At 70.2% G+C, this 20,998-nt stretch carries 21 protein-coding genes and 1 pseudogene; 14 read left to right on the top strand and 8 right to left on the bottom strand.

Annotated elements, in window-relative coordinates; all coding sequences use genetic code 11:
- On the bottom strand, window positions 1–658 hold a 658-nt coding region (locus H5J26_RS14860; protein ID WP_268933083.1), incomplete at its 3' end, for an SLC13 family permease.
- A 237-nt stretch (window positions 659–895) separates the two neighbouring features.
- On the opposite strand from H5J26_RS14860, the gene H5J26_RS14855 reads away from it, so the two are divergent.
- Entirely contained in the window at window positions 896–1,621 is a 726-nt protein-coding gene (locus H5J26_RS14855; protein WP_181766317.1) for a FadR/GntR family transcriptional regulator, read from the top strand.
- On the opposite strand, the gene H5J26_RS14850 is transcribed toward H5J26_RS14855, so the two are convergent.
- Window positions 1,618–3,060, bottom strand: a complete 1,443-nt coding sequence (locus H5J26_RS14850; RefSeq protein ID WP_181766316.1) for an amidase — start codon at window positions 3,058–3,060, stop codon at window positions 1,618–1,620. The two genes, H5J26_RS14855 and H5J26_RS14850, sit on opposite strands and share 4 nt — an antisense overlap.
- A gap of 3 nt (window positions 3,061–3,063) precedes the next feature.
- Entirely contained in the window at window positions 3,064–4,155 is a 1,092-nt protein-coding gene (locus H5J26_RS14845) for an amidohydrolase family protein (protein ID WP_181766315.1), read from the bottom strand.
- Between the two features lie 437 nt (window positions 4,156–4,592).
- Between H5J26_RS14845 and ectA the strand changes: the two genes are divergently transcribed.
- The 5 genes from ectA (at window position 4,593) to H5J26_RS14820 (ending at window position 9,120) form a co-directional block, all read left to right on the top strand.
- Window positions 4,593–5,171, top strand: a complete 579-nt coding sequence (gene ectA / locus H5J26_RS14840) for a diaminobutyrate acetyltransferase (protein WP_419183799.1) — start codon at window positions 4,593–4,595, stop codon at window positions 5,169–5,171.
- Between the two features lie 109 nt (window positions 5,172–5,280).
- On the top strand, window positions 5,281–6,549 hold the full coding sequence (gene ectB, locus H5J26_RS14835) for a diaminobutyrate--2-oxoglutarate transaminase (RefSeq protein WP_181766314.1): 1,269 nt from the start codon (window positions 5,281–5,283) through the stop codon (window positions 6,547–6,549).
- 77 nt (window positions 6,550–6,626) lie between these two features.
- Entirely contained in the window at window positions 6,627–7,028 is a 402-nt protein-coding gene (locus tag H5J26_RS14830) for an ectoine synthase (RefSeq protein WP_181766313.1), read from the top strand.
- Window positions 7,029–7,110: 82 nt separating this feature from the next.
- Window positions 7,111–8,010 (top strand): ectoine hydroxylase, encoded by a 900-nt coding sequence (thpD, locus tag H5J26_RS14825; RefSeq protein ID WP_181766312.1) that lies wholly within the window; start codon window positions 7,111–7,113, stop codon window positions 8,008–8,010.
- 234 nt (window positions 8,011–8,244) lie between these two features.
- Window positions 8,245–9,120 (top strand): DUF1989 domain-containing protein, encoded by an 876-nt coding sequence (locus H5J26_RS14820; RefSeq protein WP_181766311.1) that lies wholly within the window; start codon window positions 8,245–8,247, stop codon window positions 9,118–9,120.
- A 144-nt stretch (window positions 9,121–9,264) separates the two neighbouring features.
- On the opposite strand, the gene H5J26_RS14815 is transcribed toward H5J26_RS14820, so the two are convergent.
- Window positions 9,265–10,797, bottom strand: a complete 1,533-nt coding sequence (locus H5J26_RS14815) for an aldehyde dehydrogenase (NADP(+)) (protein WP_181766310.1) — start codon at window positions 10,795–10,797, stop codon at window positions 9,265–9,267.
- 122 nt (window positions 10,798–10,919) lie between these two features.
- Between H5J26_RS14815 and H5J26_RS14810 the strand changes: the two genes are divergently transcribed.
- The 5 genes from H5J26_RS14810 (at window position 10,920) to H5J26_RS14790 (ending at window position 15,339) form a co-directional block, all read left to right on the top strand.
- A complete protein-coding gene (locus tag H5J26_RS14810) occupies window positions 10,920–11,690 on the top strand; it encodes an IclR family transcriptional regulator (RefSeq protein WP_181766309.1) in 771 nt (256 codons plus the stop codon).
- Between the two features lie 128 nt (window positions 11,691–11,818).
- The gene (locus H5J26_RS14805; protein WP_181766308.1) at window positions 11,819–12,853 is read left to right on the top strand and encodes a hypothetical protein; all 1,035 of its coding nucleotides are present in this window, start codon (window positions 11,819–11,821) and stop codon (window positions 12,851–12,853) included.
- A gap of 71 nt (window positions 12,854–12,924) precedes the next feature.
- Entirely contained in the window at window positions 12,925–14,235 is a 1,311-nt protein-coding gene (locus tag H5J26_RS14800) for a histidine kinase (RefSeq protein WP_181766319.1), read from the top strand.
- A 50-nt stretch (window positions 14,236–14,285) separates the two neighbouring features.
- Window positions 14,286–14,906, top strand: a complete 621-nt coding sequence (locus H5J26_RS14795) for a response regulator transcription factor (RefSeq protein ID WP_235980719.1) — start codon at window positions 14,286–14,288, stop codon at window positions 14,904–14,906.
- 70 nt (window positions 14,907–14,976) lie between these two features.
- Window positions 14,977–15,339, top strand: a complete 363-nt coding sequence (locus H5J26_RS14790) for a DUF952 domain-containing protein (RefSeq protein ID WP_181766307.1) — start codon at window positions 14,977–14,979, stop codon at window positions 15,337–15,339.
- 99 nt (window positions 15,340–15,438) lie between these two features.
- Here the strand turns inward: H5J26_RS14790 and H5J26_RS14785 are convergent, their stop codons facing one another.
- From H5J26_RS14785 to H5J26_RS14775, 3 genes are all read right to left on the bottom strand, one after another.
- Window positions 15,439–16,011, bottom strand: a complete 573-nt coding sequence (locus H5J26_RS14785; protein WP_181766306.1) for a carboxymuconolactone decarboxylase family protein — start codon at window positions 16,009–16,011, stop codon at window positions 15,439–15,441.
- 109 nt (window positions 16,012–16,120) lie between these two features.
- The gene (locus H5J26_RS14780) at window positions 16,121–17,371 is read right to left on the bottom strand and encodes a hypothetical protein (protein WP_181766305.1); all 1,251 of its coding nucleotides are present in this window, start codon (window positions 17,369–17,371) and stop codon (window positions 16,121–16,123) included.
- Window positions 17,371–18,330, bottom strand: coding sequence for a 5-dehydro-4-deoxyglucarate dehydratase (locus tag H5J26_RS14775; RefSeq protein WP_181766304.1), 960 nt, complete (start codon window positions 18,328–18,330; stop codon window positions 17,371–17,373). Before H5J26_RS14775 ends, H5J26_RS14780 begins: the two co-directional genes overlap by 1 nt.
- Before the next feature lie 299 nt (window positions 18,331–18,629).
- Here H5J26_RS14775 and H5J26_RS14770 point away from each other — a divergent pair, with 299 nt between their 5' ends.
- Complete coding sequence (locus H5J26_RS14770; protein ID WP_181766303.1) at window positions 18,630–19,439, top strand: NAD-dependent epimerase/dehydratase family protein; 810 nt, start codon at window positions 18,630–18,632, stop codon at window positions 19,437–19,439.
- A gap of 70 nt (window positions 19,440–19,509) precedes the next feature.
- Entirely contained in the window at window positions 19,510–19,839 is a 330-nt protein-coding gene (locus tag H5J26_RS14765) for a GlsB/YeaQ/YmgE family stress response membrane protein (protein ID WP_181766302.1), read from the top strand.
- A gap of 100 nt (window positions 19,840–19,939) precedes the next feature.
- On the opposite strand, the gene H5J26_RS14760 is transcribed toward H5J26_RS14765, so the two are convergent.
- A complete protein-coding gene (locus H5J26_RS14760; RefSeq protein WP_181766301.1) occupies window positions 19,940–20,524 on the bottom strand; it encodes a TetR/AcrR family transcriptional regulator in 585 nt (194 codons plus the stop codon).
- Between the two features lie 161 nt (window positions 20,525–20,685).
- On the opposite strand from H5J26_RS14760, the pseudogene H5J26_RS14755 reads away from it, so the two are divergent.
- Window positions 20,686–20,998: pseudogene (locus H5J26_RS14755) on the top strand (EamA family transporter); the annotation flags it as partial.

Below are 20,998 nucleotides of genomic sequence, written 5' to 3'. Positions count from 1 at the left end.
CTGCGGCGGCGTCCGGGTCCTGATCCGTTCCGGTTCCGGTGACGGCCCCCGTGCCGCGCAGCCTCATGCCGCCGCAGGCGACGAAGATGATCGCCGCGATGATCAGGTTCACGACGAGGCTGGCGCTGAACAACGCGATCTCGTTGCCCGGCAGACCCTCCCTCGCCACGATGCTGTTGACCGTCGAGCCGTAGATGCTGATGGGGGAGAATCCGCCGGCCTGTGCGCCGTGCACCACGAGTGCGCCCATGAGCAGCGGATGTATGCGGTACTTCGCCGCGAAGCCCATCGCGATCGGCGCGATGATCGCGACCGCTGCCGGAGAGACGGCACCGATGGCCGTCAGCACGCCGGTGACGGCGAACATCACCCATGGGATCAGCACCACGCGACCCCGCACCATCCTGATCCCGGCGTGCACGAGCCAGTCGGTGGTGCCGTTGGCGCGGGCGATGGCGAAGAAGTACGTGACGCCGACCAGCACCACGAAGAGGTCGCCCGGGAAGCCGGCGAAGACCTTCTCGGCGTCGAAGCCGGCCGCCAGCGTGCCGACGCCGAACGCGGCGGCGAAGGCCAGGGCGCCCATGTTGATCGAGCGGGTGGTGGCGACGACGAAGATCACCACCAGCACCAGGATCGATATGAGCTCTGCAGACATGGGGCTCCCGTCTTTGGGTCCCGGAGGGCGGATCTCGGGTTCGATGGGGACGTACTGGTCAAGTGGCCAAATGGCCGAATGGCCAAGTGGCTGGACCACACGGTGTGCCTTCCGGTTTTGCCGTGTCAATGGCTCGGACGAGATTGGTTCATCCACTTGTCCACCAGACCATTGAGCCTTTGATCCACGGTGTTAGGCTCCAGCCCACCCGGGCATCGGAGACCGAGGGGGGCCCGCATGACCGACGATTCGCTGCGACCTATGACGCGTCCGCGCCTCTACGAACAGGTGCTGGAGCGGCTGCGCGCGTACGCCGTCGAACACGAACTGTCCGCGGGCGACCGGCTGCCCCCGGAGCGGGAGCTGGCCCAGCGCCTCGGCGTCAGCCGTGCCTCCGTGAAGCAGGCCGTCGTCGTCCTCGAGGTCCAGGGCCTGGTCGAGACGCGCCACGGTGGCGGTACGTACCTGGTGGGCGACACCCTCGACGCCGAGCCCGTCGAGCGGCTCGTCGAGCGCCAACGGCGCCTCCCCGACGTCCTGGAGGCGCGTGAGGCGCTGGAGACCAAGCTCGCCGAACTCGCCGCCGAGCGCCGCACGGAGGAGGATCTCCAGGCGATGCGCACCGCCCTCGCCGACATGGAATCGGACATCGTGACGGGCGGTCACGGCGTCGAGGGCGACAGGCGCTTCCACGCGGCCGTGACGGCTGCCGGACACAGCACGCTGCTCGCGGAGTTCATGCACTCCATCTCCGAGGCGGTCGCCGAGAGCCGCAACGAGTCGCTGCGCCAACCCGGCAGGCCCACCCGTTCGCTGGACCAGCACACGCGCATCCTGGACGCCGTCCAAGCAGGCGACCCCGAGGCCGCCGCCGCCGCGATGCGCCGCCACGTACGCACAGTCGCCAAGGTCCGGCTCCTGGAGTGGAACCCGGACGAGAAGGGCGAGGACCAGCCCGGCTAGCCGCCCGCCCCAGCCGGCCGGCCCAGCAGCGGCGGCGGCACCCGCTCGACCCAGCCGGTCACCCGCTCGTAGGCGTGGGCGAGTTGGAGAAGTCCGAAGTCGGCGCCGTGACGGCCTACCAGCTGCACGCCCGTCGGCAGTCCGCCCTCGCTGAAGCCGGCCGGCATCCCGATGACCGGCAGACCGCCCAGCGACCAGGGCGCGACCGTCTCCATCCAGCGGTGATAGGTGTCCATCGCCCGCCCGCCGACGCGCTCCGGCCAGTGCGTGGCCGCGTCGAACGGGAAGACCTGTGCTGACGGGGCGAGCACGAAGTCGTAGGAGGCGAAGAAGTCCGTCAGCGCCGCGTACCAGCGGTCGCGGGACTCCGCGGCAGCGGTGAGGTCGAGAGCGCTGAGCGGGATTCCGTGCTCCACCTCCCAGACGGCCTCCGGCTTCATCCGCTCCCGCGTACCGGGGTCGGCGTAGAGGGGATGCCGCTCCAGGTTCGCCCACCAGCGCCAGGTCAAGAAGGTCCGCCAGAGCTCATCCGGCGAGAAGTCCGGCAGCACCTCGACGACTTCGCATCCGAGCGCCTCGAAAGCGGCGAAGGAGGAGCGGCAGACCTCCAGCACGCCGGGCTCGGTGGCCAGGTGTCCGCCCCAGTCCCCCACCCAGGCGATGCGGGTGCCGCGGAAGTCGCGGTCGAGACTCTCCCTGAAGCGTTCGCCGCCCTCGGACAGGGAGGCCGGCGCACTCTCGTCGGGCCCCGCCATCACCGACAGCAGCCATGCCAGATCTGCCGCCGTACGCGCCATGGGCCCGACCACGCCGAGTTGGGCCGTGAAGCCCGGAGTGGGGACGCGGCCCCGACTCGGGCGCATGCCCAGCACGTTGTTGAAGGCCGCGGGGTTGCGCAGCGAACCCATGTAGTCGCTGCCGTCGGCCACGGGCAGCATCCGCAGAGCCAGCGCCGAGGCGGCGCCGCCGCTGCTGCCGCCCGCCGTGAGCGCGGGGTCGTAGGCGTTGCCCGTGGTGCCCCACACGTGGTTGTACGTCTGCGAACCCAGCCCGAACTCAGGGGTGTTGGTCTTGCCGATGACCACCGCACCCGCGTCCTTGAGCCGCTTGACGAACAGGTCGTCCTGCGCGGCGACGCGGCCGGCGTACAGCGGAGAGCCCTCCGTCCAGGGCAGCCCCTCGGCCGCGGCGAGGTCCTTCACCGCGTGCGGGAACCCGTGCATCCAGCCCAGGCGTTCGCCGCGTCGCAGTTGCTCGTCGCGACGGCGTGCCTCCCTCAGCGACAGCTCCGGGTCCTGAAGACCCACGATGGCCTCGACCCGAGGGTTGAGGCGCTCGATGTGCTCCAGGTACGCCTCCATGACCTCGACGCAGGAGACTTGGCGGCCAGCGACGGCCCGCGAGAGGTCCGCCGCGTCCCACGAGACGATCTCGTGCACGGTCTACCGCACCACCTCTCCCCGCAGCACGATGCGCCGGGGCGTTCCCAGCACCCGTACGTCGGCACGCGGGTCCTCCTCGTAGACGAGGAAGTCCGCCGGGGCGCCCTCTTCCAGGCCGGGGCGGCCCAGCCAGGTCCGCGCTCCCCAGACCGCCGCCGAGAGGGCGTCCTTCGCCGGGAGTCCCGCCGTCATCAGCTCGCCGACCTCGGCGGAGACCAGCCCGTGCGGCAGGGAGCCGCCGGCGTCCGTGCCGACGAAGATCGGGATGCCCGCGTCGTGGGCGGCGCGCACCGTCTCGTAGCGGCGCTCGTAGAGCCGCCTCATGTGCGCGGACCACCGCGGGTATTTCATGCCGGCCGCCGCGAGCTGCGGGAACGTGGCCGTGTTGACGAGGGTGGGGACGATCGCGACGCCGCGCTCCGCGAAGAGCGGAATGGTCTCCTCGGTGAGCCCCGTGGCGTGCTCGATGCAGTCGATGCCCGCCTCGACGAGGTCGCGCAGAGAGTTCTCGGCGAAGCAGTGGGCGGTGACCCGCGCACCCTCCTCGTGGGCTGCGGCGATGGCCTCGTCCAGCGCCCAGCGCGGCCAGCTGGGGGCGAGGTCGCCCTCGTCGCGGTCTATCCAGTCCCCGACGAGCTTCACCCAGCCGTCGCCGGCCCGCGCCTCACGGCGGACGTATGCCGCCAGGTCGCCGGGCTCGATCTCGTGCGCGAAGTTGCGGAGGTAGCGCTTCGTGCGGGCGATGTGCCTGCCGGCACGGATGATCCGCGGCAGGTCCTCGCGGTCGTCGATCCAGCGGGTGTCCGCGGGTGAGCCGGCGTCGCGCAGCAGCAGGGTGCCCGCCTCCCGGTCGGTCAGCGCCTGCTTCTCGCTGGTGGACTCGTCCACCGGGCCGTCGGTGCCGAGGCCGACGTGGCAGTGCGCGTCGACCAGGCCGGGGAGCACCCAGCCCTCGATGACGTCGGGGTCCTGCCCGACGCCCGGCGGGCGCTCATAGGTGATGTGCCCGTCCACCACCCACAGTTCGTCCCGTATGTCCTCGGGGCCGGCCAGCACGCGCCCCTTGATGTGCAGAATCCCGCGGTCGCTCATGCCCGCAGCCTACGAGGCGCTCCTGCGACGTCACACCCGCCCGAGGCCACGGGATTCGTCGGGTCCGAACACTCACCGTCGTGATTCCATTGCGCTAGGCCAAGAAAAGATGCGACATTGGACCCGCAGGGAGAGAATGCATTCCGCTTTCTTTATGAAGCGTAGCGTCCCGTATTCTTGTTCCCGCTTTCCGCTCTCTTAAACGCTAAGATTTATCACGGGCTGCGGTGGCGCAATTCCGGCCGATCTCCAGGTCGTTACGGCAATGTGACGGACTCCACAGAGCGCCTGTTTTGCCCGAGAAAATAACTGTATTCCCGGGCGAAACCACACCACTCATCACCCGTGCGCGCCTGCGCGCGATAACACAAGATCCCTTTCTGCGTAACCCTGTCCCGCCGTGCGTTTTTGGAATCTCCTGGGTAAATTTAATACCCATGACCGCCGCACAAGCAGACCGTGCACGTACCCACAGGGATTTCCTGGAAATGCCCGAGGGGCTGATACTCGACGCTCCACGACTGGAGGACGGGGCGGCGCTGTGGCGCATCGCCCGTGACTCCCGGACGCTCGACCTCAACTCCTCCTACAGCTATCTCCTGTGGTGCCGGGACTTCGCAGCCACCTCCGTGATCGCACGTGACGAGGGCGGCGAACCGGTCGGCTTCATCACCGGCTACGTACGCCCCCGGCGCCCGCAGACGCTCGTCGTCTGGCAGGTCGCCGTCGACGAGGCGGCGCGCGGCCGCGGACTGGCGGCAGCGATGCTCGACGGGCTGGCCGCACGCGTCGCCAGGGAGGTGGGGATCGACGGGATCGAGACCACCGTCACCCCCGACAACACTCCCTCCAACCGCCTCTTCACCTCCTTCGCCGAGCGCCACGGCGCGGCAGTGGAGACAGAGGTGCTCTTCGACGCGGACGTCTTCCCCGAGAGCGGTCACGAGCCCGAAGTGCTGTACCGGATCGGCCCGGTCGCGTCCCTGGTGGACGCCGGACCACCGGCCTCGCGCTGATCCCTGCGCGCCCGGTGCCCTTCGAGCCCCCGAGCTTCGAACCACCCGCGATCCCCGCACTCCCCCAATCGATCTCCTTCCGCAAGCAACTCACTCCCAGGAGCATGCTGTGACCATCACCCAGCCGGACCTGAGCGTCTTCGAGACCGTCGAGTCGGAAGTCCGCAGCTACTGCCGCGGCTGGCCCACGATCTTCGACCGGGCGCAGGGCTCACACATGTACGACGAGGACGGCCATACCTACCTCGACTTCTTCGCCGGGGCGGGCACGCTCAACTACGGGCACAACAACCCGGTTCTCAAACGGGCGCTGCTCGACTACCTCGAGCGCGACGGCGTCGTGCACGGCCTGGACATGAGCACGAGCGCCAAGCGTGCCTTCCTCGAGACCTTCCACGAGAAGATCCTCAAGCCGCGGGACATGAACCACAAGGTGATGTTCCCGGGCCCGACGGGCACCAACGCCGTCGAGGCCGCGCTGAAGCTGGCCCGCAAGGTCAAGGGCCGCGAGTCCATCGTCTCGTTCACCAATGCCTTCCACGGCATGTCGCTGGGCTCCCTCGCCGTCACCGGCAACGCCTTCAAGCGCGCCGGCGCGGGCATCCCGCTCGTCCACGGCACGCCGATGCCGTTCGACGACTACCTGGGCGGCACCACCGACGACTTCGTCTGGTTCGAGCGGCTGCTGGAGGACCAGGGCTCCGGCCTGAACAAGCCCGCGGCCGTCATCGTGGAGACCGTCCAGGGCGAGGGCGGCATCAACGTGGCGCGCGCCGAGTGGCTGCGCGACCTCTCGGACCTGTGCGAGCGGCACGACATGCTGCTGATCGTCGACGACATCCAGATGGGCTGCGGCCGTACCGGCGCCTTCTTCTCCTTCGAGGAGGCGGGCATCAAGCCGGACATCATCACGCTGTCCAAGTCCATCGGCGGCTACGGCCTGCCGCTCGCTCTGACGCTGTTCAAGCCGGAGCTGGACATCTGGGAGCCCGGCGAGCACAACGGCACGTTCCGCGGCAACAACCCGGCCTTCGTGACGGCCACCGCCGCGATCGACACCTACTGGACCGACAGCCAGATGGAGAAGCAGACGCTCTCCCGCGGTGAGCAGGTCGAGGCCGTGATGCGGGCCATCGCCGAGGAGCACAGCGACGACGTCGCCGACTTCCGCGGGCGCGGGCTCGTGTGGGGCCTCGAGTTCCACGACAAGGACCGCGCGGACGCCGTCGCCAAGCGCTGCTTCGATCTGGGCATGCTCATCGAAACCTCAGGCCCGCAGAGTGAGGTCGTAAAGCTGCTTCCGTCGTTGACCATCACGCCGGAAGAGCTGGACGAGGGCCTGCGTGTGCTGGCCCGGGCTGTGCGCGAAACCGCGTAGTCCGACCGCTCACGGCCCGCCCCGGTTGCGTCCGGGGCGGGCCGACCCCGTAATGAGAGAAGGAAGGTACGCAGAACGTGATCATTCGTTCGTTCAAGGACATCGAGGACACCGACCGACACATCAGGTCCGCATCCGGCACTTGGGAAAGCAAGCGGATCGTGCTGGCCAAGGAGCGCGTCGGCTTCTCCCTGCACGAGACCACGCTGTACGCGGGTACGGAGACCTCGATGTGGTACGCGAACCACATCGAAGCCGTGCTCTGCGTAGAGGGCGAGTCCGAGCTCACCAACGATGAGACGGGCGAGAAGCATCTGATCACCCCCGGCACCATGTATCTGCTCAACGGGCACGAAAAGCACACCATGCGCCCCAAGACCGATTTCCGGTGCATCTGTGTATTCAATCCGCCCGTGACAGGCCGGGAGGATCACGACGAGAACGGCGTCTACCCGCTTCTCACTGAGCCTGAGGACTGAGCCGGCAAGGCTCGGCAGGTTCGGCCGCATCAGGCCGCTCGCTCCCCAACAGGGCCGTACGAGAGGAGAGGAAGGCAACACCATGACCACCGCACCCGAGCGCACCGCCGACCTGTACCCGACTCGCGGAGCCACCGAGGTGGCCACCCCAAGGATGGACCCCGTCGTGTGGTCCGAACCGGGTACTCCGGGGCCCATCGAGCCCGCGGTTCTGGCGGAATTCGAGCGGGACGGGTTCCTCGCGGTAGACCAGCTCATCACCCCTGATGAGGTCGACATCTACCGCAGGGAACTGGAACGGCTCACCACGGATTCGGACGTCCGTGCCGACGAGCGCTCGATCATCGAGCCGAAGTCGGACGAGATCCGGACCGTGTTCGAGGTGCACAAGCTCAGCGAGGTCTTCGCCGCTCTGGTGCGGGACCCGCGAGTGGTCGGCCGGGCGCGACAGATCCTGGGCTCGGACGTCTACGTCCACCAGTCCAGGATCAACGTCAAGCCCGGCTTCGGTGCCACAGGTTTCTACTGGCACTCCGACTTCGAGACCTGGCACGCAGAGGACGGTCTGGCGAACATGCGGACCGTTTCGGTCTCGATCGCGCTGACGAAGAACTACGACACCAACGGCGGCTTGATGATCATGCCGGGGTCGCACAACACCTTCCTCGGCTGCGCGGGCGAGACGCCGAAGGACAACTACAAGCAGTCCCTGCAGATGCAGAACGCGGGCACACCGTCCGACGAATCCCTGGCCAAGTTCGCCGACGCCCACGGCATCAAGCTCTTCACGGGCGAGGCCGGTTCGGCGACCTGGTTCGACTGCAACTGCATGCACGGGAGCGGTGACAACATCACTCCGTACCCGCGGAGCAATGTGTTCATCGTCTTCAACAGCGTGGAGAACGAGGCCGTCGAGCCCTTCGCGGCACCGATCCGCCGTCCCGAGTTCATCGGGGCGCGCGACTTCACCCCGGTGAGGTGACTCCGCGCGTCGAGCGCTGAGCCCGCTGGATGAGGGGGGAGGCTGCTGCAACGCGGCCTCCCCCCTTTTCCGCCGGTCGCTCTTCTGCTGCGATCGGTCTGCCACCGTCGGCACGCGTGGCGATCAGGCACCGCACGTGCCCGCAGCAACCGCCGCTAGGGCGTGTCCGCGAAGTCCCGCCTGGGGCGCGAGAGGACGACGCTACTTCGCGGACACCCCCTAGGGAGCACACGCATGGCAAGCACCGCCGCCGCCTACCGCGCCGCCGAGGGCGGACCGCTCGACGTCGACCGCGAGTTCTACGACCGGGTAGCGTCAGCGGCCGACGGCCGCGAACTGGTGGACTCCTTCACCGTGCCGATCCGCTCCGGCCGCGCCTGGGAGGTGCCGGCCGGTCATCTGTGCCGCCTGGTCACCGTGGACGGGCCCCAGGTCGGCGACCTCAACGTCTGGAACAGGCACGACCCGCGCGAACGGCTGTGGGCCTCGCGCACACGGCAGTTGCAGCGCGCCCACGTCAGCACGTACGACCGGCTGTGGTCGACGCTGCCCTTCCTCCGGCCGCTGCTGACCATCACCGGCGACACCCTCGCGGGCTACGGACCCGACGCCGAGGGCGGCAGGGTGCACGATCTCCTCGGCACGCGCTGCGACCCGTACGTCAACCGCATGCTGACCGGTGAGGACTTCGACTTCCACTGCCATTCGAACCTGGTGCGCGCCGTACTGCCGTACGGGCTCACGGAGTTCGACGTGCACGACGTGCTCAACGTCTTCCAGTGCACCGGCCTCAACGAGGACGACCAGTACTTCATGAAGGACTGTCCGGCCCGCCCCGGGGACCATCTGGAGTTCTTCTCCGAACTCGACCTGCTGTGCGCCCTGTCGACGTGTCCGGGCGGCGATCTGTCCGTACCGATGTGGGGTCCGGGGGCAGCCGACCCGGTCGACTTCTGTCATCCGATCGGCGTGGAGGTCTACCGCGTCGACCCCGCTCTGCTGGCGGGCTGGACACCACCGGAGCGGGCCGCCTACCGCGGTCTGCACGGCATGACCCGCCCCCTCGGCCCCGAAGGGCCTGGGGGGACCCCCACCGAGTGGCGCTCCTGAACCTCCGCCCCCTCGGCCCCAAAGGGCCTGGGGGGACCCCCACCGAGTGGCGCTCCTGAATCTCCGTCCGTGCTCCCGCCGGAACCGGTGAACCAGCGTTCTGTGCACCCCGGTTCGCCCTGGGAGCGCCACCCGGTCCAGCGGTCAGTACTCCCAGCGGCCGTCGACGCGGCGCGGCAGACCAAGCGGGTTGGCGTCACGCAGCTCGGGCGGCAGCAAGGCGTCCGAGGCGTCCTGGTAGGCGACGGGCCGCAGCCAGCGCTCGATCGCCGTGGCGCCGACCGAGGTCGAGGTGGACGTGGTCGACGGGTAGGGCCCGCCGTGGTGCTGGGCCGGAGCCACGGCCACGCCCGTGGGCCAGCCGTTGACCAGCACGCGGCCGGCCAGCGGCGTCAGCGTCGCGAGCATCCGTGCTCCCGTCCCGGCGTCACCGGCGGCCTCGCCTCCACTGAGCTGGACCGTGGCGGTGAGGTTGCCCGGCAGCCGGGAGAGCGTGGAGCTGATCTCGTCTTCGTCCTGGTAGCGCGCGATCACGGCGACCGGGCCGAAGCACTCCTCCAACAGCAGCTCGTACTGCGGCTGTCCGAGCTTCGACGCCGCGACGGTGAGGCAGCCTGCGCTGACCGTCTGGTCGTCGTCGCCGGCACCTGCGAGTACGGGCGCCTCGACGCCGTCCAGTTCGGTACGGGCAGCGACGCCGGCCAGGAAGGCCTCACGCATCCTGCCGTCCAGGAGCGGCCCTTGGGCCGCGTCGGCCAGGGCGTCGCGCAGTGCGGCCAGCAGCCGGTCGCCGGCCTCGCCCTCGGGAGCGAGTACGAACCCGGGCTTGGTGCAGAACTGGCCCGTGCCCATCGTCATCGAGCCCGCGAGTCCCGCACCGATCTCCTCCGCGCGCTCCTGAGCCGCGGCGGGGGTGACGACGACCGGGTTGAGGGAGCCGAGTTCACCGTGGAAGGGGATCGGCGTGGGCCGTGCGGCAGCCGCGTCGAAGAGGGCGCGCCCGCCTCGTACCGACCCGGTGAAGCCCGCTGCGGCGACCATCGGGTGCTTGACGAGCTCGACACCCGCCTCGAAGCCGTGGACCACGCCCACCACGTCCGCGGGGAGACCCACTTCGGCGGCGGCCCCGCGCAGGACGGCACCGGTCAGCGCGGATGTCGCCGGATGGTCGGGGTGCGCCTTGACGACGACGGGGCAGCCCGCGGCCAGCGCGCTGGCCGTGTCACCGCCGGGCACCGAGAAGGCGAGCGGGAAGTTGGAGGCGGCGTAGACGGCGACGACGCCGAGCGGGATCTTGTACCGGCGCAGGTCCGGGCAAGGCGGAGTCGCGTCCTTGTCCGTGTGGTTGATGGTGATCCCGAGGTAGGCGCCGTCCTCGATCTCATCGGCGAAGGCGCGGAGCTGGGCCTGCGTACGGGCCAGTTCCCCGGTCAGCCTTGGGCGCCCGAGTGCGGTCTCCGCGTCCGCCGTGCTGATGATCTCCTCGCTCGCCGCGTCCAGCCGGCCGGCGGCGGCGCGGAGCAGCGCCGCGCGCACTGTGCGGTCGGCGAGCGGTTCACGGGCTGCGTGGGCTGCTCGTACGGCCGCGTCGACGTCGGCGGCCGTGGCCTCGGTGCCGACCTGTTCTCGCTGCTGTCCGGTCCGAGGGTCGACGCTCCACACTGGGCTTGCTACCACCGCGATTTCCTCCTGCCACGTGCTTGTCTCCGCAGAGAGGTCGTTCGATATGCTGAACACTGTCTCTGTCGGTGAACCACTGTCGGGGACCCTACGAGTGACGTAACGGGAGGGTCAAGGAGATGTCAGCTGGCGAGACGGGTGCTTCGCAGGTCAAGTCCGCTGTGCGCACGGTGGAGCTGCTGGAGTTCTTCGCGGGGCGCCCGGGGATGCACTCCCTGGCGGCCGTGCAGGAGGCCGTCGGTTACCCCAAGTCCAGCCTGTACATGCTGTTGCGCACGCTCGTCGACCTGGGCTGGGTGGAGACGGACTCCACCGGTACACGGTACGGCATCGGCGTGAGGGCGCTTCTGGTCGGCACCTCCTACATCGACGGCGACGAGGCGGTGGCGGCTGCCCGTCCGACCCTCGACCGGCTCTCCGACGACACCACGGAGACCATCCACATGGCACGGCTCGACGGCACGAACGTCGTCTACCTGGCCACCCGCCAGTCGCAGCACTATCTGCGCCCCTTCACCCGCGTCGGACGGCGGCTGCCCGCGCACTCCACCTCGCTCGGCAAGGCGCTGCTGGCCACGTACGACGACGAGCAGGTGCGCAAGATGCTTCCCGAGGCGCTGCCGTCGCTGACCGAGCACACCTTCACCGACCGCGAGAAGCTGATCGAGGAGCTGGCCCTCGTACGCGAGCAGGGCTACGCCGTCGACCGCGAGGAGAACACGCTGGGGCTGCGCTGCTTCGGCGTCGCCATCCCCTACCGGACTCCCGCCCGGGACGCCATCAGCTGCTCGGTGCCCGTCGCCCGGCTGACCCCGGCGCACGAACAGATGATCAAGGACGCGCTGTTCGACGCCCGCGACCGGCTGACCCTGGCCACCCGGCGACTCTGAGAAACGGTCTCCTGCTGACCGCGGTCGGCAGGGGCGCCCGCGGATGAGCGGTGTCTCCGCCGGGCGGCGGAGACGGTTCGCCGTCAGGCAGGACGCCCGGACAGCCCGGCGTCGCAAGAGTGGACGCCATGACGAAAACGACATCCGCGACAGCCCCGGTGCCTGCGCATCCACCCGGGCCGCTGCGCACCGTGCTGGGCCTGGTCGCCGTCGCCGCCTGCCTTCCGTACATCTCGCTCAAGGTCGCCTGGGTGCTCGGCGGCGGAATCGGCATCCCCGAGGGAAGCCCGCTGCGGGAGAACGGCGGGATGCTGATCGCGGTCAACGCGCTGGGGGTCGTGCTGGATTCCCTCGTCATCGTCCTGGTCCTCGCTCTCACGCGCCCTTGGGGGCAGCGGCTCCCTTCGTGGCTGACGGCGCTGCCGCTGTGGGCGGCGACCGGTCTCCTCAGCCCGATCCTGGCCGCCTTCCCCGTCCAGTTGCTCCACGGAGCCGTCGCGGGCGACACGGGCGCCCCCGCCCGGGGCGCGACGCAGAGCGAGCTGCTCGACGGGTGGGTCTGGAACACCGTCTATACGGGCTTCATCCTGCAGGCCCTCGCTCTGGGCACCCTGTTCGTGCTCTACGGGCGCGCACGCTGGGGGCACCTGCTCACGGGTCCGGTCACCCCCGCCGGCAGCGAACAGCCTGCTGTGCGGCTCTCCTTCGCCCTGTTCGCCTCATCGGTCGTTCTGCTGCCCGGACTGGTGCACGGCATGTGGGCCGCCGGCGCGGACACCGGGCTGAACCCCGAGCGCAGAGCGGCGCAGAGCACCGACACCGGCATCACCGAAGGGGCGTTCGCACTCTTCGCCGTCCTCACCGTCGTCGGACTGCTGCTCGCCGCACGGCGGCGGGGTGAGCGTCCCCTGCTGGCGCCGCTCGTGCTCGTGTGGACGGGCTCCGGTGTGCTCGCCTGCTGGGGCGCGTGGCTGGCGTTCAACTCCCTGACCGGCCTCGGCGGGGTGGCCGCGAAAGAGCCGACGGCCATGATGCTGGCCACATATTCTGTGCAGATGCTGACAGGGCTCGCGATCGCCTCCTTCGGTGCCCGGCTCCTCATCAGGCGTGCGGCGCTCCCTCGGACGAGCCCTCTTCCGGCGATCCAGTGGCACTCGGTGTGAAACGGCGTCCCGGGCTCTGGCGGCGGCTGGCGCTGCGATGGGTTCATCTGCTGCTCGGCGGCGCGCTGTTGATGCCGTACTTCCTGCTGGTGACCGTCTGCATGAGCGTTGTCCTGCACGATCCGGTGATCGTGAAGGGGCTGGGCTCGCAGATCGTCGCCTACCTGCTGTGCCTGCCCCTCGTGGCGGCGACCGCACAGGTCTTCCCGCTCGTACGCGTCCTGGAGACGGCGGCGGCCCGCGCGTTGTGCTCCGTCCAGGAGGGCTCCCTCGACACGGCGCCGGGAGCCGGGCGCAGCGCCGGCGGTGCCGAACGACGGCGCACGGCTTGCTGGTTCACCCTGCATGTGGGAACAGGGGCAGTGGTGAGCGGGGCGACTCTGGGTGTGCCTCCCGCCATCGTGGTGTTGCTGCTCTATCCCTTCGTGGGGTCCCTGCGGGACCTGGAATGGCCCTGGGCGCAGGGCATCGCGGTGTGGAGCGCTCCCTTGGCGGGGGTGGCGCTGCTCGTGGCTCTGGTGGCGCTGGCGTACGGGGCGGGCGCATTGCTCGACCGCAGCGCCCCCGTGCTGCTGGGCCCGACTCCGGCTGACCGGCTCGCCCTGGCCGAGGCGCGAGCCGCCACGTTGGCCGCCCGCAACCGCCTCGCCCGCGAACTGCACGACTCGGTGGGACACGCGCTGAGCGCCGTGACGCTTCAGGCGGCCGCGGCCCGCAAAGTCCTCGGCTCGGACCCGGAGTTCGCGAGTGAGGCGCTCAGAGCGATCGAAGAGACCACGCGAAGCGCGGTGGCCGAACTGGACACCGTGCTGGGCGTGTTGCGCGAGGGGGACACCGCTGCGGACAAGGCGCCCCGTCCTCCCACCCTGGCCGCGGGGATGGACAGCTTGCTGGACCGCACCCGGGCCGCCGGAGTGACCGTCGTCTGCACCCCGGGGGCGGGGTCGGCGCTGAGCGATCTGCCGGACCACCTCTCCCGCGAGGCCTTCCGGATCGTCCAGGAGGGGCTGACGAACGTGCTGCGGCACGCAGGCGCGGTACCGGTCGAGCTGGCCGTCACCGTTGAGAGCGCGGGGAACGCCGGGACCACGGAGAACGCCGCCGGCAAAGAGCACCCCGCAGGCGGCGTTCCGTCCGCGGACGCCCCCCTGGAACCTCTGGAACACCTGGAAGCCCCTTTGAAGAGCCCGGAGTTGACCGTGCGCATCGAGAACCCGCTCCCGGAGACCCCCTCCACAGCCGCCTTCCGCGGTGGCGGACGCGGGCTGCGGGGCATCGAGGAACGCGCGGCCCTTCTGGGCGGCAGCGCCGAATCGGGTGTGCGCGACGGGATTTGGCGGCTCTGCGTACGACTGCCGCTGCACACTCAGGAGGCACGGTGACCGGGTCCGGGCAGCGCACGCTGCGCATCGTGATCGCAGACGACGAGCGCATGGTGCGCAGCGCCCTTTCCGCGATCCTCGGCGCCGAGGACGACATGGAGATCGTCGGCGAGGCCGCGACGGGCGCGGAGGCGGTCTCCGTCGTCCGGGCCCAGCTCCCGGACGTCGTGCTGATGGACGTCCGGATGCCCGACATCGACGGCATCCGCGCGACGGAGCAACTGCTGGGCGCCCTGGGCGAGAAGGCGCCCCGCATCGTCGTCGTCACCACCTTCGAGAACGACTCCTACGTCTACGACGCGCTGCGAGCGGGGGCCCACGGCTTCCTGCTCAAGCGCGCGGCCGCGGAGGATCTCGTGCACACCGTGCGGCTCGTGGCCCGCAGCGACTCGCTCCTCTTCCCCACGGCCGTACGGACACTGGCCGCCGTCCACGCCCGCGGCCGGAGCTCCGCGGCGATGCGCGCACGCCTCACCGACCGCGAGGCGGAGGTGCTGCGGCTGATGACGGGGGGCCTGACGAACACCGAGATCGCCGCGGACCTCGGCGTCGGGCACGCCACCGTGAAGACCCATGTGGCGTCCGTCCTGGCCAAGTTGGGCGCCCGCGACCGCACGCAGGCGGTGATCGCCGCGTACGAGCAGGGGTTCGTCACACCCGGCGAACGGTGAGCGGTGCGGGCAGCGGGCAGCGGGCAGCGGGCAGCGGGCAGCGGGCAGCGGGTGAGGCTAACGTGAGTGCATGGCTGAGCTGTTGCACATCACGGAGCGCTCCCTGTGGGAGGCGGCCCGCGCGTCCGGCACGTACGAGATGTCCACTCGCGGACAGACCCTTAAGGACGTGGGGTTCATCCACTGCTCGCAGCGGCACCAACTCCCGCAGGTGGCGAAGCTGTTCTACAGCGACATCGATCCGCGGGACCTGGTGGTGCTCGTCATCGACAGCGAACGGATCACTTCGCCCGTCCGTTACGAGGCGCCCGATCCGGGTGCCCGCTCCGACGACACGCTCAGTGAGAGCGAGCGATTCCCGCACATCTACGGCCCGTTGCCCGTGGAGGCGGTCGTCGCGGAGGAGCCGTGGAGCGGAGAGGCCCCGGCGTAGCGAGTGGGTCTCGTACGCAGACGGTGAGGCTGCGCCGCGCCCCTCCGCGCGGCGCAGCCTCACCCGCGACGGTCCCGCAGCCCGATGCGGGACCGTTTCTCAGGAGGCCGCCGCCCTGCGGACGGGCTGCACGGCGCACTGGTCGGAGAAGCCCTGTCCGACGAGGCCGAGTGCGGCGTTGATGCGCGAGCGCTGGTTCTCGACGGCGACCATCGCCGTGAGCTCGACGAACGCGCTCTCCCCCAGCCTGGCGATCAGCGTCTCCGCCAGCTCGTCGGTCACCGTCGGCTCGGTCTCCGTCATGGCCTCGGCGAACTCCATGACGAGCAGCTCCAGTTCACCGAAGCGCTCCCGGTGCTCCCGCCAGGCGGGCACGTACTGGATCTTCTCCATCGGGAGACCCAGGTCGTCGGCCAGCCAGTACCCGAAGTCCACGCACCAGGAGCAGCCGATGCGGGCCGCCGAGACCATCTCGGCGAGGTGCTTCAGACCCGGGTCGAGGGCACGCCACTTCGCGATGCGCGCCTCGTACTGGGCGACGGCGCGCAGCACCCGCGGGTTGTGTCCCGTCGCCCTGAGCGGGTCAAGGACCTTGCCGTACTTGCGACGGGAGTACCACTCGGCGATGCGCAGGAAGATGCCGCGCGGCGGATCGAGCGAGATGCGGGCCATGGCTGGCGCTCCTTCGTCCCTGGGTTCACAGCTGTCGGTGACGGGCCGGTGTTCCGGCTTCCACCTCTATGACGGGACGGGCCGCGCGGATGTGACACGCGCCGGTGATTCACCTGGTCGGAGGGCTGGATGCGAGTCCGTGGAGCGCTTCGCGCACGACCGCGAGGTCGGCGTCCGAGGCTAGCCCGGCGTGGTAGAGCCGCAGCTCCTGCGCGCCGAGCCCGCGTGCCTGTGCCGCGTCCTCGGCGAGGGTGTGCGGCGAGCCGCCCATGCCGGCGACGACGGTGAAGTTCGCTGCGACGGTGAAGGTGCCGTCAGCCGCGCGGGCGCCGAACGGACCGAGTGCGTCGGCGCGTTCAGTGGCGCTCCCCGTGCAGGGCACCACCACTCCGTCGGCGTCCTCGGCTGCCTCTGCCGGGTCCACACCGGCATTGGCGCCCACCCGGTGCGGCGCCGGGTCGGCGTGCAGCAGCACCCGGAAATCCGTACCCTCCGGCCGTGCGGCAGCGGCCTCGCGCACCGCCGCGACGGCCTCCCGGCGCAGCCGCCTCGCCGTCGTCGCGCGCCAGGACGCGAAGATCCCCGCCGCCTCCTCACCCAGCAGCCTGCGCACCTCCGCCCGCTCGCCTTCCCGGTCGGGCGGGCCGCCCTCCGCCACGGCAGCACCGCTCCACACCGGCTCCAGGGCCTGCACGACTGCGGACCGCAGCTCTTCCGGATCGGCTCCGAGCACGGCGTACCCGTCCTGGCACACCTCGCAGAAGCAGAGCGAGAGGAGGTGCTGTGCCGCTCCGCCGAGGCGCACTCCCCCGGTCTTGTCGTGCGCGTGCAGGTGCGCCAGCCCGTACCAGCCGCAGGACTCCAGTTCGGTCCCGCTCGTGTGCGGCCGTACAGCCGCCTCCGCGGCGAGCGTGACCGCGTACTCCCGCACGTCCGCGCGTGCGATGCAGGGCGCCCAGGGATAGCGGTCACCGAAGGCGTTGCGCACGTTGGTGTCCGCGAAGTCCTCCCCCAGACGGGAGTTGTGGGCCAGCACCACCCACGAGTGCACGGCGAGCCCGGCGTCGCTGAGGGCGCACGCGGCCTCGGCGTAGGGGCCTCCGGGATCGTCGGACGGAGTCCACTGCTGCTCGTACGGGCGCAGTCGCCGCCCGCTCCAACGGGCGGGGTCGGGCGGATAGAGCACGGCGGAGTGCCGCGCGGTGACGATGCGGTGGCGCGGGTGGCGCGGGGTCAGGGCGCGCGTGGAGTGGTAGGCGGACGCGAGCGTGACCTGCTGGACGCCGAGGTCCACGAGCCGGCGCGGTGCGTCCGGATCACCGACGACGTCCCAGGGATAGACGAACGCGGCCGCGCGCATCAGCGCCCCCCGTCCTTGCCGGCCACCAACTCCAGCCCGCGGTCGATGAGTTCGGCGAGCTCCTTCACATGTGCGGGTGCGGGTTCGGACAGCGGCGGGCGCACCTCGCCCACGTCCAGACCACCCAGCCGCACGCCCGCCTTGACGAGCGAGACCGCGTATCCGCGGCCCTGGTCGCGCAGTTCGACCAGCGGGCGGAAGAAGCCGTCGAGCAGGAGGTTCACCGTGTCGTCGTCCCCGGTGACGAGCGCCCGGTGGAAGGCGAGCGCGATCTCGGGAGCGAAGCAGAAGACCGCCGAGGAGTAGAGCGTGACGCCCAGGCTCCGGTAGGCGAGGCCGGTCTGCTCGGCGGTGGGCAGACCGTTGAAGTAGAGGAAGTCGCGCGCCTCTTGCTCGGGAAGTTCGGTGCGCACCACGCTGATGATGCGCTGCAACAGGTCCAGGTCGCCGTAGCCGTCCTTGAGGCCGATGATGCCGGGTGTACGGGCGAGGCGGGCCACCGTCTGCGGGGTGAAGAGGGCGTTGTCGCGCTGGTAGACGATGACTTCGAGGTCTGTGGCCTCCGCCAGCGCGGTGTAGTGCCGCACCAGACCCTCCTGCGAAGGCACGACGAGGTAGGGCGGCATCGCCAGCAGCCCGTCCGCGCCCGCCTCCTGGGCGAGCCTCGCGAACTGGCAGGCGAGGGCGGTGCCGTAGCCCGCGCCCCCGATGACGGGAACCCGGCCGCGGGCCTCGTCGACGGCGGCGGCGACGCAGTCCCGGTACTCCTCCGGCGTCAGCGCGTGGAACTCGCCGGTGCCGCAGCAGGCGAAGACGGCGCCCGCACCCGCGTCGATCCCCCGGCGCACGTGCGTACGGAATGCCTCGAGATCGAGCGCGCCGTCCGCTCCGTAGGCGGTGACGGGGAAGAAGAGCAGCCCGTCGAGGCGTCCGGTGAGCGAGTGGGTTTCCGAGGTCATGCGGCGCTCCCTGGTCAGGGCAGGTACGGAACGGGGCTGCGGCGGCGCGCACTTGGAGCAGACGGCCGCGGCACGGCGGCCTCACCCCGAGGTCGTACACGTCTCTGATCTGTGTCTACATCTCTGAACACCAGCACGGTAGGTCAGCCCTCCCGCGCCGGTCAAGCGCACCGACCTCCGATGACGCGACGGAGCACCTTGTACTCCCGTCCACGTGAGCCACCCTTGACGCCCCGGGCGGCCCCTCCATAGCGTGTCTCCATATATGAACCATGTCTACGTGGACGGAGAAATTGCCGATGTCCGCCCCTCGCACCGTCCTGCTCACCGGCGCCGCAGGCGGCCTCGGCACCCTGATGCGCGAGCTGCTCCCGGCGTACGGGTACCAGCTCAGGCTGCTCGACCTGCGCCCCGTCGAGGGTGAGCCGGAAGCCGTCACCGCGGACCTCACCGACACCGCGGCGTTGCGCGAGGCCGTACGGGGCGTGGACGCGATCATCCATCTCGCCGGCATTTCACTGGAAGCCCCGTTCGAGAAGATCCTGCACTCCAACATCGAGGGCACGTACCGGCTGTACGAGGCCGCGAGGGAAGAGGGCGTGGGCCGCATCGTCTTCGCCTCCTCCAACCACGCGGTGGGCTTCACCCCGCGCCCGTCCGCGACCGATCCGTTGATCCCCGTCACGACACCGCACCGGCCGGACACCTACTACGGGCTGTCGAAGTCGTTCGGCGAGGACCTGGCCCAGCTCTACTGGGATCTGCACGGCATCGAAACCGTCTCGGTGCGCATCGGGTCCTGCTTCCCCGAACCCACCACCGTCCGGATGCTCTCCATCTGGATGAGCCCGGCCGACGGCGCACGCCTCATCCACGCAGCGCTGACCGCCGAGGACGTGGGCCACACGGTCGTCTACGGCTCGTCCGCCAACACCCGCCTGTGGTGGGACCTCAGCGGAGCCCGTGCACTGGGATACGAGCCCCAGGACGACTCCGAGCCCTACGCGGCCCAACTCGTCGCGGAGCAGGGGGAACTGGATCCGGACAACCCCGATCACGCCCATCTCGGGGGGCAGTTCTGCACGCGGCCGCCCATCTGGCCGCACTGAAGCGGAAGTCACCGGGCATGATGGGTACCGAACCGATCAAAGAGGTTGCTCACGGGGAGGGCCCACCACCATGTTTTTCTTCGCAGACACCGATCCCGAATCGGCCCTTTCCAGCCTTGTGGACTCGGGGATCCTCAGCTGGATCATCCTCGGGCTGGTGGCGGGCACCATCGCCAAGGTCCTTCTGCCCGGCCGCGATCCGGGCGGTCTCCTCGGCACGATCCTCATCGGGATCGCCGGTGCGTTCATAGGCGGCTGGCTGTCCTCGACCTTCCTGGACAGGTCCGTGGACCGCGACTTCGTCGACCCGACGATGTGGGTGTCGGCCATCGCGGGCTCGCTCGTGCTGCTGATCGCGTACCGGATCTTCTTCGGCAACTCGCGGGAGCGCCGCCGCTAGACCCTGGAGCCCTCAGGGGCCCGGGAGTTCGCCCCTTCCGGGCCTCGCATCGCTCACGTCAAGGCTCGCGTCGGCAGCGCGCCTGCGCACCCTTTCGCACTCACCGGCACCCCGCCCGCTCCATCGCCCCCCGGGCGAGCGAGCGGGCGGCGGCGACCGGATCGGCGATGACACGGAGGCCGTTGAGCACCGTCGCCCCCTCGTGGAGGAGCACCAGTTCGTCGGCGAGCTGGTCGGCGTCCCGCGCCCCCGCCTGCGCGGCCAGGTCCCGCAGACAGCCGCGCAGCCAGCGCTTCTGCTCGCTGATCACCTTGCGGCCGGGGTGCTCCGGGTCGGGCAGCTCCGCGGCCGCGTTGACGAACCCGCAGCCGCGCGGATTCTCGCGGCGCATCCAGAGGCCGAGCGCGTCGAACGTACGCAGGACGCGCTCGTGCGCAGTCCCCGCGTCACCCGACTCCACCTGCTCGGTGAGCCAGCGGCGCCAGCGCTCGTCCCGTTCGCGCAGATACGCCTCGACCAGCGCCTCCTTGGAGCCGAAGCGGTCGTACAGCGTCTTCTTGGTGACGCCGGCCTCCCTGGCGATCAGGTCGACGCCCACGGCGGTGATCCCCCGCGCGTAGAACAGCTCCGCCGCCGCGTCCAGGATCTTGCGCGCGGCGGGGGTGAGGCCGCCCGTCTCCGTCATCGTGCGCCCAACTCCCGGCAGCTACCTGCCATTTCTGCTTCTGCTCGCATCTTCGTCGCATCCCGCTTGCAGTAAACCGATCTGTTTAGTTCACTCTATACCCAGAGCGGTAAACAGATCGGTTTACCTCTTCGATTCGGCAGAGACCGGAGGAACCACGGATGCCCTCTCGCATATCCGGGCCGTTCGTCGCCGCGGGACTCGTCCTGATGTGGAGCTCCGGCTTCATCGGCGCCGAACTCGGCACCCGCCAGGCACCCGCCGACACCCTTCTGATGTGGCGCTTCCTCGTCGCCGCCGCACTGCTCGGAGGCATACGGCTGCTGGTACGGGCAGCGCACGGCGACCGCGCCGTACGGCTGCCGCCGCGCGCGCTGGCGGAGCAGTCCGCGATCGGCCTGCTCTCCCAGGGGGTCTACCTCGGTGCCATCGTCTGGGCGGTCGGCCTCGGCGTCCCCGCAGGAACGTCCGCGC

The organism is Streptomyces albidus (ex Kaewkla and Franco 2022), from assembly GCF_013870515.1.
Classification (GTDB): domain Bacteria; phylum Actinomycetota; class Actinomycetes; order Streptomycetales; family Streptomycetaceae; genus Streptomyces; species Streptomyces albidus.
This window is presented reverse-complemented; position numbering and strand designations above follow the sequence as displayed.

What these genes read in the sequence shown, in the direction of transcription:
- H5J26_RS14855 (WP_181766317.1), top strand. Translation starts at nt 896, where the DNA reads ATGACCGACGATTCGCTGCGACCTATGACGCGTCCGCGCCTCTACGAA.
- H5J26_RS14810 (WP_181766309.1), top strand. Translation starts at nt 10,920, where the DNA reads ATGTCAGCTGGCGAGACGGGTGCTTCGCAGGTCAAGTCCGCTGTGCGC.
- H5J26_RS14765 (WP_181766302.1), top strand. Translation starts at nt 19,510, where the DNA reads ATGTTTTTCTTCGCAGACACCGATCCCGAATCGGCCCTTTCCAGCCTT.
- H5J26_RS14845 (WP_181766315.1), bottom strand. Translation starts at nt 4,155, where the DNA reads ATGAGCGACCGCGGGATTCTGCACATCAAGGGGCGCGTGCTGGCCGGC.
- H5J26_RS14800 (WP_181766319.1), top strand. Translation starts at nt 12,925, where the DNA reads ATGCCGTACTTCCTGCTGGTGACCGTCTGCATGAGCGTTGTCCTGCAC.
- H5J26_RS14805 (WP_181766308.1), top strand. Translation starts at nt 11,819, where the DNA reads ATGACGAAAACGACATCCGCGACAGCCCCGGTGCCTGCGCATCCACCC.
- H5J26_RS14820 (WP_181766311.1), top strand. Translation starts at nt 8,245, where the DNA reads ATGGCAAGCACCGCCGCCGCCTACCGCGCCGCCGAGGGCGGACCGCTC.
- H5J26_RS14790 (WP_181766307.1), top strand. Translation starts at nt 14,977, where the DNA reads ATGGCTGAGCTGTTGCACATCACGGAGCGCTCCCTGTGGGAGGCGGCC.
- H5J26_RS14785 (WP_181766306.1), bottom strand. Translation starts at nt 16,011, where the DNA reads ATGGCCCGCATCTCGCTCGATCCGCCGCGCGGCATCTTCCTGCGCATC.
- H5J26_RS14775 (WP_181766304.1), bottom strand. Translation starts at nt 18,330, where the DNA reads ATGACCTCGGAAACCCACTCGCTCACCGGACGCCTCGACGGGCTGCTC.
- ectA (WP_419183799.1), top strand. Translation starts at nt 4,593, where the DNA reads ATGACCGCCGCACAAGCAGACCGTGCACGTACCCACAGGGATTTCCTG.
- H5J26_RS14760 (WP_181766301.1), bottom strand. Translation starts at nt 20,524, where the DNA reads ATGACGGAGACGGGCGGCCTCACCCCCGCCGCGCGCAAGATCCTGGAC.
- H5J26_RS14795 (WP_235980719.1), top strand. Translation starts at nt 14,286, where the DNA reads ATGGTGCGCAGCGCCCTTTCCGCGATCCTCGGCGCCGAGGACGACATG.
- thpD (WP_181766312.1), top strand. Translation starts at nt 7,111, where the DNA reads ATGACCACCGCACCCGAGCGCACCGCCGACCTGTACCCGACTCGCGGA.
- H5J26_RS14770 (WP_181766303.1), top strand. Translation starts at nt 18,630, where the DNA reads ATGTCCGCCCCTCGCACCGTCCTGCTCACCGGCGCCGCAGGCGGCCTC.
- H5J26_RS14780 (WP_181766305.1), bottom strand. Translation starts at nt 17,371, where the DNA reads ATGCGCGCGGCCGCGTTCGTCTATCCCTGGGACGTCGTCGGTGATCCG.